Genomic DNA, 17129 nt, shown 5'->3' on the forward strand with positions numbered 1-17129 from the left:
TTGGCGTGTAAAAAGACATAAAAAAGCATAAGTGAAAATTATTTGATTGCGTAAGTGATACAAATATAAATTCATAAGTAAGAATTATTTGAATCCATAAAAGCAAGTGATACAATTGCGTAAATGAAAGCAATTTATTTCGATTGACTAACGTATATACCCAAGACAAGGGCTCTGTTATGGCAAAGACTGGTAATGAAAAATTAGCTTATGCTCTTAGAGAAGCTGCTGCAATAAGATCTGGAAACATAGTGAATAGTAGTAACCTCAAGCCCACTACACGCACACTTTTAGTCAGTGAAGGATATCTAAAACAGATCATTCGTGGGTGGTACCTGTTTGACGCAGATGTATCCGTTGATAAGGCTGGAGAATCAGCACTCTGGTATCAGTCAATTTGGCAGTTCATTGGCCAATACTTGAAAGAGTCTTATGGTGATGATTATTGGTTAAATCCAGAGGCATCGATCGATATACACACGGCAAACAACTCTCTGCCAAAGCAGCTCGTAGTGTTTACCAGTGAGGGGGCTACAAAGAACATTCTCTTACCAAATAATATGAGCCTGATGGTGATCAAGAAATCAGGTAAGTCTACTGAAATTATTGAGTTTAATGGTGTGAACGTTCTTTCTTTGGAATTTGCATTAGCAGGTCTGGCTCCAACCATTTATCGCTCAAACCCTCTGGCCGTACAAATCGCACTGGGTAAATCTGACGTTAATGCTGTTGCCAGTAGTTTGCTGGTAACTAAGAATGTTCAATCAGCCAACCGTTTGATTGGAGCTTACTTGGAAATCGGGAGAAAGGCCGACTCACGCAACCTCAAAAATATAATTAATGCAGTCGGTTTGGGGCCACTTAAAGCAGAAAACCCATTCGAAGTGCCAGTAGTAAAGATTGATAATAAGCGCCAAGAGTCTGCTGCGGCTATACGAGTTAGGTTGCTTTGGCAAAAACTCCGCGACGAAGTTGAACAGGTATTCATTGACACAGCAGTTTCAGGCTTCTTTCAAAGCCCGCTTAATGAACTGCTGGATTCAGTGGATAAGGTGTACGTCTCGGATGCATATCACTCTCTTTCTATCGAAGGATATGTTGTTACCGAAGAGCTGATTAATCGGGTAGCGAATGGGGAGTGGGATACAGAGCATATTGAATCCGACAAGCAGCAAAAAGATGCTCTAGCAGCAAGAGGCTACTACGAGGCTTTTCAAGCGCTACGAGGCCTTATTGAGGAAGCGTATGATGAAGGCGCAGACGATTTAGATCTTGCGTACCTTGTTGATGTCAGCCTTACGCAAATATACACGTCGTTATTCAAACCATGCGTTATAGCAGGGATCATTAATGATCGTGATTTGGCCGGTTACCGAAAGGGACCAATCATAATCAGGACGTCGAGACATATGCCGCCGCAGAGTGAACAGCTTATGGATTGTATGGGTGCATTGAAAGACCTTATTGTCAGCGAACCGAATTTTGCTGTAAAAGCTGTACTAGGACATTTTTTCTTGGGGTACATACACCCATTCCCGGATGGAAATGGAAGAACTAGTAGGTTTTTGATGAACTTTATGTTCTTGCTCGGAGGCTATAACTGGACAATTGTTCCTGTAACTGAGCGTACCGAGTACCTTGATGCGCTAGAGAATGCCTCGATAGATAATAACGTTGTGCCGTTTGCAGAGTTTATAAAAGCTATAATGCCTGCTTAGGTGTTGGAAGATAATAAGTTTGATACTGAGTAATAGAGTATCAAACTCAATAGCCAGCGTTAGTATCACTAGTGCTGCCTTTTTTAACACGAAAATGCCCGTGCGACGTGAAGTCGTATGAAGTGCTGTTCACCGCTTTTGAGTGAACAACAATTAACATGGCCATCCACGTAGTTAATTAATATAACGCTAGGTTTACCTGTATGGGTGACAAGATCGCTTCTAGCAACTTAATTCACAATATCAATCTTGTTGTAATCCCGTCGATACATGTAACGTTTGTTGATTGTCAATAATGATGGCTTCGTATTCAGGTAACTCATTAATTAGCGCCATGCCTTGTTGTAATCCCATGACAAAAATGGCGGTGGAAAGGGCATCCACAAAAGTTGGATTTTTGCCGATAATCGACACGCTGACAACATTGCGTGCTGAGTCGCCTGTTTTAGGATTAATAATGTGATGATAACGCACGCCGTCTTCGATAAAGTAACGTTCGTAATCGCCAGAGGTTGAAATTGACTCATTACTAAGCGGTAATTGCACTGCCGTTTTGTCGTCTGCACGAGGGTGTTTTATACCAACAAACCAAGGGCGTCCGATGCGATCGCCCAGTAATGTCGTGTCGCCGCCAGCGCTGATAAGAGCATGTTCTATGCCTGCGACTTTCAATATCGCAATGCAATTTTTAACCGCATGTCCTTTGGCTATGCCGCCTAAATCAATTTTGACATCGGTATGAGCAAAACGAACTGAAGAGGTGGATTTATCGAGCATTACCGCTTGGTAGTTTATCGCTTTTAATGCGTTGTTAATGGCTGCTTGGTCGGGCTTTTGGTGTTTACGGTAATCATATTGGTAGCCGACAGAAGCGTAGGTGATATCAAACATGCCATTGGTTAATTTGGCAATATCTTGCGCGTCGGTGAGTAAATCAAATAGCTCTGGGCTGATTTTGACGGGTTTTGTGGCGGCATCGCGATTTATGATACTGAGTTCGCTGGTGGCGATGTAAGGACTCATTGTTTGATCAATGCGTTGCATTTCTTGCTCTACAGCGGCAATTAAATTATCTGCCGTTGATGACTCGGCAGTGTCGGGTAACCAAAACTCAACATGGGCCAGCGTTCCCATTACATCAAAACTCTTTTGATGCCATTGAGCAAACGCAGCGTTTGAGCTGAGTAGCGATAAAAATAGCATGATGACTAAACTGACTATGCGCATGAATGTATAAGCTTTCGATGTTGTGATGATAGTGGTGATTGTTGATGAATTAGCGTCAATCATCAACAGTAAAAGCGAAAATATCTTTTTTGATGCTAAAAGTGCTTATTTGCACTACTCGCTATATGGGGGATATTTGACAAAACTCTCGCGGCATCGGTCTTATTGAGGTAATTTAGCCGTATTATTGTTTAATAGGGTGTTATGTATTTTTAATGTCGGCTATGTCCTCAGCAACTCAATCAACGACACCATCAGCTGTTCAATCAGGCACTCGATCTACTGGGCTTTCTCTACCCTATGTTTATTTTATGCCGCTTAATGGGGCGCTATCACCTGCTGATTTTGAAGCGGGTTTAGCTTTAGGTTGGTTAACCGATGATGAGGTTACTAAGGTGAGCCGTTATAGAAGCGAGTCGGCTCGCAACAATGGTTTACAAGTCCGTTTAGCACTTCGGGCGGTGTTATCACTTCATAGTGAGCTTAAGCCCAATGAGTGGCGTTTTAGTTATGGAGACAAAGGTAAACCTACGCTTAGTGAAGATTTATTAGCTCAAACTGGATTGCATTTTAATTTAAGTCACAGCGGTGAGTGGTTAATGATTGGGATCGTGATGGGCGGACATGCGTTAAAAGCTGATCATTACGCTGATGCTGACCTATGTTTTGGGGTAGATATTGAGCGTGAACGTAGCAGTACAGATATTGTACCTATTCTTAATCACTACTTTACCCAAGCTGAAACAGACACTTTATTACAATTGCCATCATCATTGCAGCGACAGCGATTTTTTGATTTATGGGCGGTAAAAGAGTCTTACATTAAAGCCCGTGGTTTAGGTTTAGCATTATCACTTAAATCATTTTCTGTTGATTTTGGCTTAATAACGCAAGGGAATGTAAATGTGCAGCTCGCTGATAAATCACACCAAACGATTGAGTTACAGCAAGACGTTAAGCTCCATTTTACGGAGGATGAAGACATCGCCACTACAATGGCGTGGCAAACAGTATTAGGCCGGCTTGACCAGCAATATCGTTTTGCAATAACCTTTGGCTTAACTAAGCAAGTAAATGAACAACATTCACTTAGAATAGAGCCCATTGATAATTCATTAAATATTTACCAATTGTCGCTGGCAGAATTACTTGGTTAAAGCCAAAAACTACTTTCTAAAATCAGATGTTAAATAAAAAAATTAATTTGAGCCGGTACAAACAATTCAGCCGAAGCAAAACTTCGGCTGAATTGTGTTTAGTTGAGCTAGTTTAGCATTAACGTAATGGAACGATTTCAAAATTTTCGTCAAATTGAACTAACGTTGAAGCTATTTTACTAAAGGCATCTTGGTCGCCAGTCATGGTGGCATTACCTTGCTCAAGCAACTGCTTTAGCGTTGTTTGACCTAATAAAATATCAACAACATCCGATTTTGCAATCGTTAAGGTTGCGTCTGCCGCTTTAGCTTTTTCGACAATGATATTGTTTAAATTACCATTACTTAGCTCTACAAATACTGTGTTCGCTGGCTCGCCTTTGGCTGCTTTAGTTTCCACATTTAAACTTATATCCCCTAATTTATTTGCTGCAATACTGTCCACTTTAACGGCTAGAAAATCAAACAATGTTGTCATATCCATTTCGCTCAATACATCTGGTGACGCTGATTTTGGTGCGCCAGGCTGAATACCAATACGTAGCTCTTGGGCTCCCGTAAGGTAAATATTTCTCCAGCCTGCACCTTCTGCTTGATAACCAAGTTGTTCATAAGTGTCAGCCAATAAGTCTCGGGCAGGTTGATTATTTGGGTCGGCCATCACCACTTTGTTGAGTGCCGTAGCCACAAAGCGGTAATCCCCCTCGCTAAAGTCTGCTTTAGCTTTTTTCACGATATTATTAGCTCCACCCATATATTCGACAAATTTACTTGCCTCTTGTTGAGTGGGTAGTGGGTTTAAGTTGGCAGGATTCATGTCAAAGTAGCCCAAATACATGTTGTAAACCGCTTTGGCGTTGTGGCTGTATGTGCCGTGATAACCATTGGTGTACCAGGTGTCTTTGACCTGTTGCGGAATAGTGTCCATGATTGCATCGCCAATATCTTGTATCACAACGCCTTGGTTGGCTAATCGTAATGATTGGTTATGCACTAAACCATAATTGTCACGTTGCATTTTAAGATATTGATTAATTTCACCATTACCCCATACCGGTGCTGAATGTGATGCAAATAATACTTCAACATCTTGACCAAATGCATTGACCATTTGGTTGATGTCTTTTGACCACTTTAAGGCATCACGTACTTTGGCACCGCGTAATGTATAAATGTTATGCATACCGTCATAGGTGAGTTCACCTGTCCATAACGCTTTCATAGACGGAATATAAGTCACCATTTCACTGGCCGCTTCAGTGCCTGAGGCATCCATAAATACCATTTCAAGCCCGTCGATCGTTAACGTTTCCCATTTGTCTTGTTGGTTAAGTTCATAGTCTGGTTTCACATAAGTAATTTCACCTTTTGATAAGCCTTTTGCCAAGGCTGCATCAACAATACCATGATCGTGTTTACCCAATGTGGCGCCATATTGATAACCAGCTCGGCGGCTCATCGCGTTACCAGCCAGTACATTTTCATCTACAACTTCTGTGGTAATATTATTTGAACCGTACACTTTCACGTCAGGATATAAGTTTTGAACCCCGCGCGCTCCACCAAAGTGGTCTGCATGACTGTGGGAATAAATCATTGCTACAATGGGTAAGTTGTTGCCTTCAGGTAAGTGTTCAAAAGCAAATTTTAGTGATTGCTCTGCGGCTTCTTTTGTTAACAGTACATCATAAACAATCCAGCCTGTTTCACCACGAATCAAGGTCATATTAGATAAGTCAGTGCCACGAATTTGGTAGATACCGTCAGTCACTTTATATAAACCGTTGGGTACCATATTGAGTTGTGCTTGGCGATAAAGTGATGGATTAACCGAGTCCGGAAATTGTTCACTGATAAAGCTAAATTCTGCACGTAAAATGTCAGCGGTTGTTTGGTCGAACTCAGCAATTTGGTTTTTACTAAAACGCTCAAAAGCGACTTTGTCATCAAAATTCAGGCTTTTTGCTAAGGCAGCATTATGTGCAATAGTAGCAGGTGTTGCCGCTTTTCCGTGATAGTCGACCGTTATATGATCGTGCTCGTGTTGTGCTGCAAATGCATTGAGTGAAAGTGTTGTTATCATTGATAGTGCGATGATTGATTTGTTCATAGTGGTATTCCTCGTTAAATTAAAATATAGGTTTTAAACTTGATGAACCTATCTTAAGGAATAAACACCAAAAGATAACTATAGCTAAATGGTTATAATATATTCACAATGTAAATGTATTGATGATAAAGGTAAGCATATGAATGATGAATTGAGCCATAAATTATCAACTTTAGATTTGAATTTATTACGGGTGTTTTGTGTGGTTTGTCAGCAATCGTCGATTACTCGTGCTGCTGAACAGTTAGCATTAACCCAGTCTTCTGTGAGTAATGCGATAAATCGTCTTAAAATCGCATTAGATTGTGAGTTATTTATTCGGATTGGTCGTGGTATTGAACCTACTGCGACAGGGTTGTATATCTTTAATTCGGTGCAACCTATGCTTGATGCTATTGAACAAACATTGATGGGGATCAGCGAGTTTGATCCTTATACCTCTTCACGAGTATTTACCATATATGCTAATGAAGCTGTGATTGATTTACTGCAACCGCACTTAGATAAGGCGTTAGCTCAGTTAACGGTGAGAGTGGTTTTTCGAAATTCTCCTGTGCATGAGGACGATCAATATCAAGACTTACAAATGCAAAAAATTGATTTGTTAATTGATATTGTTCCTCCAAAACTCAAAACTTTTCGTTTTCAAAAGGTCGCTCAAGAACGGATTATCTGTGTTGTACGTCAACAGCACCCTCAGATACATAATAGTGTTAGTCGTGAAGATTACTTTGCTGCAGAACATGTCATGTATCGTTTTCATCGCGACAACATGCGTGTCGCTGACATTATTTCCAATGAACCTTTACCGCAACGGACGTTATATTGTGAACAGTCGTCGATATTGAGTATGTTGTCTTTGATCAGTAAATCAAATGCCATTGGTATTGCGCCTTACGCATTTAGCCAAAGTTACGCACAATTATTTAACCTTAATTTACTTGAATTGCCGTTTGAAACTCGACCTATTGAGTTATTCAGTATTTGGCCGAGTAAGCATTCACAAGATAAGTCGTGTATTTGGTTACGGCAAACCATTGAGACATTGATGAAAGAGGCATATAAACCTTCATAAAAAAGAGGCTCTTCAAAAAAGCCAAATTTAAAGTTGAGCTCTTGCAGATTATGACTTAGAGCGATGGCCATTTACGTTGGACGAGTATATGTATTCGATCTATTTCTATTCAGTGTATTGGTGAACGATAACCTCAATCGACGCGCAAATAAAAACGCCAACGATATTGATAATCTCGTTGACGCAATTAATTCACTTTGTAACAGGTTAGTATTTTGCCGGTTGGCCTGTTGTGGGTAGCGTTGTTTTTATAAACTCGCGTAAATCTTGATTCGATTGTTTTAAGTCGTCATGACGAAGATACATCATATGGCCACTGCGATAGCCCTTAAAAGACAATCTATGTTTCATTAATCCGCTACGGTCAAGTTGCCACATAGTATATTTAGCGTCAAAGTAATTGGTCGCTCCGTCATAATAGCCTGATTGAATCATGACATTAAGGTATGGGTTTTGTGCCATCGCTAAGCGTAAGTTTGCACCAGTATTGTCTTTACTTTTATCCCATGGGTGAACAGGGCCGAACATATTGTATTTTAGATCCGTTTTGTAATTTAGTTCAGTGCGGAGGTAATCATTAATGGCTGGAGTGAAACTGTGTAACCAAGATGTCAGTTCCGCATTGTAGTCTGGTCGACCACCAACAGTCTTTTCATCAATACCAATATAACGCGAGTCTAAGCGGCCAATGGTTTGTTGGCGGTCACGCAAAAGCGCTTTCCAGAAATAGTTGGTATCGATATCTAAATTACTTTGCAGTACTTCAGTGACACTTAGCCCTGAATATCGGGCGACTTGCTCGGCAATACGTTGTTTTTCTTCTGGTTCAATAAAGCTACCTTTAGCGAGCGCAGGCAGATATTGATTTAATGTAAATTGCTCTACTTCAGCCAGTAGTGGGGTTAAATCTTGTTGTAGTAAATCTTCCCCAAGCACTTTGTGATACCAAGCTGCGGCGGCAAAATACGGTAAACGATTGGCCGCTTTTACAGGTCCGTTTCGTTCAATGCCGAGATCGGTTGGCGATACTAAAATTACGCCATTTGGATACATCCATTGGTTTTTTTGAAGCTCTAAAGCTAAACCTGATACGCGTGCCGTTCCGTAGCTTTCGCCGATTAAATATTTAGGCGAGCGCCAGCGCTCATTACGTGTCACAAAGGTGGTAACCCATTCCGCTAGATATTTAATATCGGCGTTTACGCCAAAGAACATTTTTTGTTGTTCATCTTTTGACGGCATTTTCCCTTTTGCATTAGGCAATACTCTTGAATAGCCAGTATTAACTGGATTCACATATACAATGTCGGCGGTATCTAATATCGAGTAGTCGTTATTTTTAACACCGTAAGGCTGCAGTGGATAACCTTCATCGTCGACATTTAATACTCTAGGTCCCGTGTAGGCAATGTGCATCCATACCGAAGCAGAACCTGGGCCGCCATTAAACGAAATAATTAACGGTCTGTTACTGTCATCTTTAATATCTGTGCGCTGGTAATAGGTGTAAAACAAGGTTGCAGTTGGGTGACCTTCGTCATCCCATACTGGCTGAGTACCTGTAGTTGCGTGATAGGAGATTTTTTTGCCATTGATTTGCATTTTATGTTCAGTGATCACTTTTTCATCAATGGGAACTTGTCTTATTTCGTCGGCGAAAGCCGTTGATGAAATGCAAAAACTTTGCAGGCAGAGCACGATGACACATGTTTTGAATAAATAATGGCGCATAAGAGGTCTCGTTAAAGTGATTAGTCATTGTCGAGTGACTAGCAGATTAGCATAACGATTGCTTAAACGGGGGCGGGAAGATGAGCTAATATTGTAAACAATTGTGCAATATTGAATCACAATTTTAGTTTGAGTCGTTAATGGTCTCGAGAAGTAATATGTGTACCCTCGGCGTTCTTTCATAATGGCTTGAAAATGGAATTGGTGTGGTTACCTTTTTTAAGTTTAGGGTGGTCTTGATGATCCATTTACCCTTGAAGAGAGCGCTCTTTAGTTAAATGTTTGGTTTATTAAGGTGTTTCAATTTGATAACGAAACACCATATGCACTTGCCATTGTTGGTATAAAAATAATGATAAATCAAAAAAGCCTTTATCATTCGATAAAGGCTTAGCGTCTACAGCAAAAGAGTTTACAAACAGTTACTGTCTGGCGAGTCTGTTTGACTCTGGCGGGTTTTCAAAATCGCTGCGATATGGATTAATGTCTAAACCACCGCGGCGAGTGTAACGCGCATAAACCGTTAACTTAGTGCAATGACAGTATTTCTTTAAATCAACAAAGATACGTTCGACGCATTGTTCGTGAAATTCATTGTGCTGGCGGAATGAGATTAAATAGCGCAGCAGTTTTTCACGATCAATTTTAGGCCCCTGATAACGTACCATTACGCTGCCCCAATCGGGTTGCGAAGTAATTAAACAGTTAGACTTTAGCAGATTAGAATTTAGCGTCTCGGCGACACTCTTATCTGAGTCGGTGCTGTCTAGTAAGTGATCGGGCTTAAAGGTGTATTCTTCGATTTCAATATCTAAGTCGTCAATACAAGTGCCTGGTAAATCAACAATGCGTTCAAGGTTGAAATGTTTCGGTTCGATAACGTTTACTGTTACCTCTCCTTGAGCGCAAGCTGCTAAATCACGGCTTAATGTATCTTGTACCGCTTCAGCATTTTCAAACTTAGTTTGGTTAAAGCTGTTTAAGTACAGTTTAAACGATTTCGATTCAATCAAATTGACACTGTTAATGTCTAACTGAACTTCCATAATGGCCACAACAGGCTTGCCTTTGGCGTTAAGCCAAGACAATTCATAGCCGGTCCAAATATCGGTGCCATGAAAAGGAAGCTCACCACTTAATGCTAATGCATCTCGGTTGAGTTTTCGTGGAACCCCTTGCAGCAGTGACGCGTCATACTCAGCTTGATACGCAGTTGCATGGCCTAATGTTAGGCCTTTTAATGCAGCTGCATCACTATAAGGGTCGTGATTGTTTGTCATCGAATCGGTTTCCGTGTCAAAATATGGTTTTATTATAAACTACGAGTGGCTTAAGTGTCTTGTTCATCTGCATTAGATTGCTTTATAAAAAATTATCTTCATTCTTATCAAGATACCCTATCTGAATTTCCACGCTATTATCCTTTGGGCGAAGCGTCAATATGTATTCAAGGTGAGTTTGATGAAAATAGTGATGAGGTAGTGTTCTGGAAGCCTATTAAACGTGATGAAATAGCAGATTTCACTAATGTTGAACATGCATTAAATATTCAGTTATACCCTGATATTCATGCATTTTATGGTCAATATTTTTCCGCTCCATTGCCGTTTACCTCAAGCTTTGGTGAAGGAGAATTACTCCAAGCATGGAATCAAGCTGATTTTGAGATTTTGCAACAAAATGTAATTGGGCATTTAATCATGAAGCAAAAGCTGAAACAGCCACTGACTTGGTTTATCGGTGTGCTAGGTGATGGTGATGAAATGCTCACGGTAAACAATGATGATGGCAGTGTATGGGTAGAAATACCTGGTCAGAAGCAAAGCACTCACATTGCAGCATCATTAAGCCAATTTATCGAACAGTTGTCTCCCGTGGTTAAACCACCCGTTAAACCTATCGAAGATACCTCTACGGTTACCGATCATCCTGGGATCTGGCAGCGGATCAATAGCATGTGGCAATCATTGCGTGGAAACAAATAATGATAGCCGTAACCTGCATCTCTCAATGACGTTGAGCGATGCGGCTATTGAATGCTTATTGGGATCATTGATGATCCCACGATAAATTTGACACAATGCGGCAAGGTTCGCAGCGAAAGTGAAACATATCTAAAAGTGGCTGTTTGAGTTTCCATTCATGTGAACCGCAACGTGGACAAGCTCGGTTCATTTCGCTTTCTAAAGACTCACCACCAACGCGGTACAAATAATAGTAAGTTGGTATTTTAGTTAAATATTCTATCCTGCCACGTAAATCCCAACCACGTCTAAATAGGTCACTGTCAGCTCGGGTGATTTCATCTAATGCTGCAAACTCTGCTTTAGTGGCTGCAGCCATTTGCAATTCATCACAAGCTTGCCATTCTGTTTGCCATTTTATGATGCGTTTATGATCGCCATTAAACGTCGCGGGCAGTTGATACAAAGGAATAGGTAACAGGTTGTCACCATTACGAAGCGGTGAACACATATGCACATAGCTGGTATACAAGACTTGCCACGAAGGAGAGTCATTGTTGCTGGCTTCAGAATTAATGTCTTGGCCGATAAATTTTTCTCTAGGAGCCAATAGTTTAGCCGCTGTTAAGCCTGCTAATGTCATTTTTACCCACGGGCTATTATAACGATTAGCGAGGCTGGTTTTTTCAGGTAATAACAAGCGAACTCTAAATTCGCCTTCGTTGAAAGCTACCGCAAATTCACGACCCAATATTTGTCCGTTGGCACGCAAAGCCTCAAGTAAACCATTAATAGCTTTTTCTGCTGCCTCAATGGTGGTATCTGCAAAACATTCAAAGCGCAGTTCAAAAACAAACATGGATTATTTAACCTTATGATTCATTTTGCTGGCTTGTTGTTCAAGTTCGTGGACTCTGTGAGTGAGTTGCACAATAAGTTGCTGCATATCGCTCACTTGCTGCTGTAATTTCACTACAGGATCACATTGTTCTGCTGGCAAACTTTCAGTAGAAGGGATATCGCTTAATTCAGGTATATTTTGCCACTCAGACTTCGGCAGTGCTTTAAATTGTTGTAATCCTTGGATTAGGACTGGCATTGGAATGCTATTACCTAAACGACCTTTTATCAGTGCCAAGCTAGGGGAATGCCCATTGTTGGCAATTGACTTAGCCGCTGCAAGCACTTGTTCAATTGGACTCATTGTTGGCTAAATTCCTTAATTCAAGAGTGTGAGATTAACTAATTGTTGTTGAGTTAAAAATAAGTCCATACAAATCAATGTCTTATTTTTGGCATTATTTGGGTTCAAAAGGTCTGTAAATACATGTGGATTATATTTTAACAAAAAGGATGCAACATGAAATTAAAACTTATCGCAGCAGGATTAATTGGCGCAACATCATTAGCCTTAAGTGGTTGTGTTATCAGTGTAGGCGATCATGAATCGTCTAAGAGTGGCGATTATTGGCAAGAACAGCAAGATAAAAATCGTGATCTGTTGAGCAAATTGTCTTTGGGGATGAGCAGTAATCAAGTGACAACCGTTATGGGCACTGCTGATTTTAGTGAGGCTTATACTAAGCCAACTCAAAACCATGCCGAACAGTCTATCAAAGTGTTGTTTTATCGAACCCAATGGGCTGAAGGAGATGGTAAAACAACCAAAGACGAATGTACGCCAATAGTATTTCGAGATGACGTTTTAGTGGGTTGGGGTGACACTGTCTATCAACAAATTTAATCATTGAATTGTGTCACCTAACACTCACAATAAATTACTCTTAAGCTCGCATCATCACGTCCAATTGGTCAATGACTTCTGACCATTGGGCGTCTTCAGATAACTCTTCTTTTAAAAATGCTTTTTGGCTTGAATTCCAGCAATCGGCATCAATCATCAATGTATGTTTATCAAGTTTATTTTTGTTAACAAAGTCATTAATGCTCTCTTGATTATTGGGTAAGCCTAATTGCTTAAATAAGTGGCTTAAATCATTTGATGTTGTATCCATTTGAAGCATTCCTCGTCATGGTTAAGTAAACCATTTTAGTATCAGTCTTGATACGCTAAATTGCAAACAACTGATGTTGATAACGGCTTTATTACTTAATTGGGTAAACAAAACTTGTAGATTGTTTCAAACTTGTTAAGTTAAGTTTATAGAGTCAAAAAACAAGGAATAATAATGGACAATAACACCTTGGAAACCATACGTGCAGTTTACTTAACGGCTGAAGATTTACGCGTTGCGGCTTCTATTCTTTACAATGCTTATCATGACGACCCATATTTTATGGAAGTGCTTGGCCAAGATGACAAGCAACAATATGAACAGAAACTACGAGCCGCTATTCGCGAAGAATTAAATGAATTATGGCAACAAGAACAACCCTTGATTGGTCTATTTGATGGCGACCGTTTAATTGGTGTTGTGTGTGTTATTACTCAGCAAGTGCCTTTGGGTGAAGGACGTTATTGGCATTGGCGTTTGAAAATGATGCTGGGTACAGGATGGAAATCTACTCAAGGTTTAATGGACAAGGAAACGTGTATCGTAGAGCATCTCCCATCTCAAAAATGTGGGGTTTTACAATTTATTGCTCTATCACCTAATGAGCAAAAAAAAGGTTATGGTGCCAAATTAATTCAAGCGGTATTGAGTTGGTGTGATGAACAACCAGGACTTGATGGAATAGGGGTGTTTGTAAGTAATCCATTGCATCATCAAGCATTTATACAACAAGGATTTACTAATATTGCTAGTGTCAGTATCGGTAACGTTGATGGTGAAATTTTGTTTTACAGTAAGGTATAAGGCAACGTTAGAATAAGCTAACACGTATGTTCAGCTGAATGGAACTGTGGATTCTTTCTGCGGTAATGAATGGTTGTTTCACTGAAGTGTTATGTAACAAAGCGCTAGCTTGAATACTGTAATTGAAAACGTTTGGTATACATCTTGTTCGAAAGGTCAACGGTACAAATAAAGGAGTAAGTTAATGGAACCTAAACGTTTCGCTTCATTTGCAGAGTTTTATCCATTTTATCTGTCTCAGCATCAAGATCCCGTTTGTAGAAGGCTACATTATATTGGCAGTACTATTATTTTGGTGATTGTGGTTAATACCCTGATTAACCACCATTGGTGGCAGTTGCTGTGGTTACCTGTAGTCGGATATGGTTTTGCATGGCTAGGGCATTTTATGTTTGAAAAAAATCGGCCTGCAACATTCACTTATCCGTTATACAGCTTGTGGGCTGATTGGGTTATGTTTGGCCAAATGCTAATGCGTTTATGGCGAAAGTAAAGCTGTAGGATTAACTTGCTCACATTGGTGTAAGACATATCTTGCAAGCATGTAAGGTATTTTATCTTAAGTTGTCAGTATTTGGCGTCGCGATTTATTTTAAATTCATTACAATCAGTACATTAGGTTTATTTTAGTTTTTTTTAAAACTAAAATATTTGTTTCAAGCGCATTGGCTGACTTTTAAGATTACGTTTTTAGGTTACTATATTGTTATCGAAAGCGGGTCATTAGTTGGTTTTCTTAGGATTAGAAATAAGACTAATGATGCTTAAGAATATCAAGGATGATACTAGGACACGCTCAAGGAAATAGTGCATAAGCTCGGCAAATGGATAGCCGAATCAAGGATGGGTGAAGACGATAATTTGTCGACACAAGGATATATGGATAGGACTGCCGGATGCAGCATGGATGGTTCAACGGATTGAACAGATTTACCCCTCAGTTGATGGAGCGACTGTTCAATGGAATGACACTCATAAGTATTTTTAAATGGTAAGCCACATTAAAAACACAAGGAAATGAGCACAGGGAAAAGGACGGCAGGAAGCTGGTGTACATGGATGACGCAGGGAGCAATATATCAGCAGGATTGCTGACAAAAGTGCCAGTGGGCACAACCTTATTATGTAAGGTTGTGCCCTTTTGCTTTCTGGCCAAACGTGGATGTTTTTTGGGGCTGGGTTATGCGAAATACTATTCACAACATAACAATTTGGCTGATACCTAGCTTGCGTTGTTCTCTCATGTTTTAAGCCTCGTTTTATGATCAAAATTATTTTTGTTTAAAGTGGCAATGTACCGTTTAGAAACAAACGTACTGATAACACCGTTCAAAATTTTACTTTTTAAATTATTTATATCAATCTCTTATGTACCCACTTTATGAATTCAAATTTTTATTATTTCAGATGTGGATAGGTATTCATTAGCTTAGAATTTTTTCACGGATTATCATCAGGAATTATTGTTTTTCTACTCGTTCGAGGGGTATTATTTGTTATTGTACTAGGTTATTAAACTGGTTTAGGGCATTTGTAATAGCTTTTTTACACGGAACTATTGTCATCAGTTAAGCGTATGCTACTCAGTTTATTTACCAATATGATTGCCTAAAAGACTGATATAAAATAGGATTTCAGCGTGTGACGTTGCTACTTCTATAATTGTTATCAAATACTTAAATGCTATTCCTACGGCGTACCGTTAATCAAATAAATGTATAAGGTTTTAAACCAAGGATAATATGATGTCTATCTATCAACCTCCAGCGAGTGAATAGATAAATGTTTAGTCTAATTCAAATGAGTAATTACACGGCCAGCCAGAATCTTCATGAAAATCAAGTCATTGTTTACACTGAATCCTGAATACAAAAGCAAACATAATCATGGGTTTAGTGAAGTACTGAAGTATATGGGACCGGGGTTGCTGGTCACCGTAGGTTTTATTGATCCTGGTAATTGGGCTTCAAATATTGCCGCTGGATCAATGTTTGGCTACACACTTTTGTGGATGGTGACATTATCGACTTTGATGTTGATTATACTACAGCACAATGTTGCGCATCTTGGCATTGTCACTGGGGATTGCTTAGCCGAATCAGCGATGAAAAACGTAAATATTCATCTAGCTAGAGTTATCCTTTTGACCAGCATTTTCGCGGTTATATCGACCGGGTTAGCTGAGATTCTCGGCGGTGCAATTGCACTAAAACTTCTTTTTGATATACCAATAGTAGTTGGCTCTGTCATTGTTCTCGCTATTGTTATTGTATTGCTCTTCACAAACACTTACACCAAGCTTGAAAAACTGATAATCGGTTTTGTTTCGATAATTGGTTTTTCTTTTTTATACGAAATGAGCATTGTCAGCATTAACTGGCCAGAAGCGTTAACAAGTTGGGTAACTGTCAGTATTCCTAATGGTTCTATGGTGATTGTAATGGCTGTATTGGGCGCAGTTGTGATGCCACATAATTTATTTCTGCATTCAGAAATCATTCAAAGTCGGCAATGGAACAACGAAGATGAAGCCGTTATTAAAAAGCAATTAAGGTATGAATTTACCGACACGTTAGTATCGATGATTATTGGATGGGCTATTAATAGTGCAATGATTATACTTGCGGCGGCTGCATTTTTTGATAAAAAGATAGTCGTTACCGAGTTAGAGCAGGCACAACATCTTTTAGCGCCAATGCTTGGTTCAAAGGCTGCTCTTGTTTTCGGCATTGCTTTATTGTTTGCGGGAATTTCCTCAACGATTACCGCCGGTATGGCTGGCGGCTCCGTTTATGCTGGACTATTTAAAGAACCTTATAACATCAGAAACACACATACTAAAATTGGGGTAGCCGGGATATTAGTCATTTCAACGTTGATTATTTTTTTGATTTCAGACCCATTTAAAGGTCTGATCATCTCGCAAATGATATTAAGTATTCAATTACCCATTACCGTTTTTTTGCAAATTTATTTGACGTCATCTAAAAAAGTGATGGGTAAACACAAAAATTCAACATTAATGAATCTGCTATTGTTATCGATTGCCGTAATTCTAACGATTTTAAATATAATGTTGTTTTCAAGCTTTTTGTAAACATGTGAGTCATTAAAACAACAATACCTAAATTGTTGTTAAATGTTTAACTGCTGGTGTTTTTAGTTCATTACTAACTTAACTAAAACTCATTTGCGTGGCTTCTCTCCAGCTTTCTGTTTTGCTCTGAGCTTAATTATTCTCATATTGATGTATTTCCACTGAACCAAATCCTAACCAAATTATAGTTTGAGCCTATTTCTAACTGTAGCGATAATGATAATGTTATGT

The 17129-nt window shown here is 39.5% G+C and carries 15 protein-coding genes; 8 read left to right on the forward strand and 7 right to left on the reverse strand.

Annotation, left to right across the window (positions count from 1 at the left end; genetic code table 11):
- Window positions 1-179: 179 nt before the first annotated feature.
- On the forward strand, window positions 180-1718 hold the full coding sequence (locus FCN25_RS16650; protein WP_137226531.1) for a Fic family protein: 1539 nt from the start codon (window positions 180-182) through the stop codon (window positions 1716-1718).
- Between the two features lie 243 nt (window positions 1719-1961).
- Here the strand turns inward: FCN25_RS16650 and FCN25_RS16655 are convergent, their stop codons facing one another.
- Entirely contained in the window at window positions 1962-2945 is a 984-nt protein-coding gene (locus tag FCN25_RS16655; protein WP_137226532.1) for an FAD:protein FMN transferase, read from the reverse strand.
- 215 nt (window positions 2946-3160) lie between these two features.
- Here FCN25_RS16655 and FCN25_RS16660 point away from each other — a divergent pair, with 215 nt between their 5' ends.
- Entirely contained in the window at window positions 3161-4102 is a 942-nt protein-coding gene (locus tag FCN25_RS16660) for a 4'-phosphopantetheinyl transferase superfamily protein (protein ID WP_254693668.1), read from the forward strand.
- 118 nt (window positions 4103-4220) lie between these two features.
- On the opposite strand, the gene FCN25_RS16665 is transcribed toward FCN25_RS16660, so the two are convergent.
- Complete coding sequence (locus FCN25_RS16665) at window positions 4221-6212, reverse strand: alkyl/aryl-sulfatase (protein ID WP_137226533.1); 1992 nt, start codon at window positions 6210-6212, stop codon at window positions 4221-4223.
- A 139-nt stretch (window positions 6213-6351) separates the two neighbouring features.
- Between FCN25_RS16665 and FCN25_RS16670 the strand changes: the two genes are divergently transcribed.
- Window positions 6352-7287, forward strand: coding sequence for a LysR family transcriptional regulator (locus tag FCN25_RS16670; protein WP_167496022.1), 936 nt, complete (start codon window positions 6352-6354; stop codon window positions 7285-7287).
- A gap of 207 nt (window positions 7288-7494) precedes the next feature.
- Here FCN25_RS16670 and FCN25_RS16675 read toward each other — a convergent pair whose 3' ends face one another.
- Both FCN25_RS16675 and queF read right to left on the reverse strand, forming a co-directional pair.
- On the reverse strand, window positions 7495-9018 hold the full coding sequence (locus FCN25_RS16675) for a S10 family peptidase (RefSeq protein WP_137226535.1): 1524 nt from the start codon (window positions 9016-9018) through the stop codon (window positions 7495-7497).
- 422 nt (window positions 9019-9440) lie between these two features.
- Window positions 9441-10298 (reverse strand): NADPH-dependent 7-cyano-7-deazaguanine reductase QueF, encoded by an 858-nt coding sequence (gene queF / locus FCN25_RS16680; protein ID WP_137226536.1) that lies wholly within the window; start codon window positions 10296-10298, stop codon window positions 9441-9443.
- A 54-nt stretch (window positions 10299-10352) separates the two neighbouring features.
- On the opposite strand from queF, the gene syd reads away from it, so the two are divergent.
- Window positions 10353-11003 carry a SecY-interacting protein gene (gene syd / locus FCN25_RS16685; protein WP_137226537.1) on the forward strand — a complete coding sequence of 217 codons (651 nt, stop codon included), beginning with the start codon at window positions 10353-10355 and terminating at the stop codon, window positions 11001-11003.
- Between the two features lie 64 nt (window positions 11004-11067).
- On the opposite strand, the gene FCN25_RS16690 is transcribed toward syd, so the two are convergent.
- Together FCN25_RS16690 and FCN25_RS16695 are read right to left on the reverse strand one after the other, a co-directional pair.
- Window positions 11068-11841, reverse strand: coding sequence for a Zn-ribbon-containing protein (locus FCN25_RS16690; protein WP_137226538.1), 774 nt, complete (start codon window positions 11839-11841; stop codon window positions 11068-11070).
- Between the two features lie 3 nt (window positions 11842-11844).
- Window positions 11845-12186 (reverse strand): hypothetical protein, encoded by a 342-nt coding sequence (locus FCN25_RS16695; RefSeq protein WP_137226539.1) that lies wholly within the window; start codon window positions 12184-12186, stop codon window positions 11845-11847.
- A gap of 156 nt (window positions 12187-12342) precedes the next feature.
- Between FCN25_RS16695 and FCN25_RS16700 the strand changes: the two genes are divergently transcribed.
- Window positions 12343-12726, forward strand: coding sequence for a DUF3192 domain-containing protein (locus FCN25_RS16700; protein ID WP_137226540.1), 384 nt, complete (start codon window positions 12343-12345; stop codon window positions 12724-12726).
- 40 nt (window positions 12727-12766) lie between these two features.
- On the opposite strand, the gene FCN25_RS16705 is transcribed toward FCN25_RS16700, so the two are convergent.
- Window positions 12767-12997: a DUF2789 domain-containing protein gene (locus FCN25_RS16705; RefSeq protein WP_137226541.1), complete on the reverse strand. Its 231-nt coding sequence runs from the start codon at window positions 12995-12997 to the stop codon at window positions 12767-12769.
- A 174-nt stretch (window positions 12998-13171) separates the two neighbouring features.
- Here FCN25_RS16705 and FCN25_RS16710 point away from each other — a divergent pair, with 174 nt between their 5' ends.
- The 3 genes from FCN25_RS16710 (at window position 13172) to FCN25_RS16720 (ending at window position 16898) form a co-directional block, all read left to right on the forward strand.
- A complete protein-coding gene (locus FCN25_RS16710) occupies window positions 13172-13801 on the forward strand; it encodes a GNAT family N-acetyltransferase (RefSeq protein ID WP_137226542.1) in 630 nt (209 codons plus the stop codon).
- A 184-nt stretch (window positions 13802-13985) separates the two neighbouring features.
- Window positions 13986-14294: a DUF962 domain-containing protein gene (locus tag FCN25_RS16715; RefSeq protein WP_137226543.1), complete on the forward strand. Its 309-nt coding sequence runs from the start codon at window positions 13986-13988 to the stop codon at window positions 14292-14294.
- Between the two features lie 1338 nt (window positions 14295-15632).
- Entirely contained in the window at window positions 15633-16898 is a 1266-nt protein-coding gene (locus FCN25_RS16720) for an Nramp family divalent metal transporter (protein WP_137226544.1), read from the forward strand.
- Window positions 16899-17129: the final 231 nt, after the last annotated feature.

This window comes from Shewanella sp. MEBiC00475, from assembly GCF_005234075.1.
GTDB lineage: Bacteria > Pseudomonadota > Gammaproteobacteria > Enterobacterales > Shewanellaceae > Shewanella > Shewanella polaris.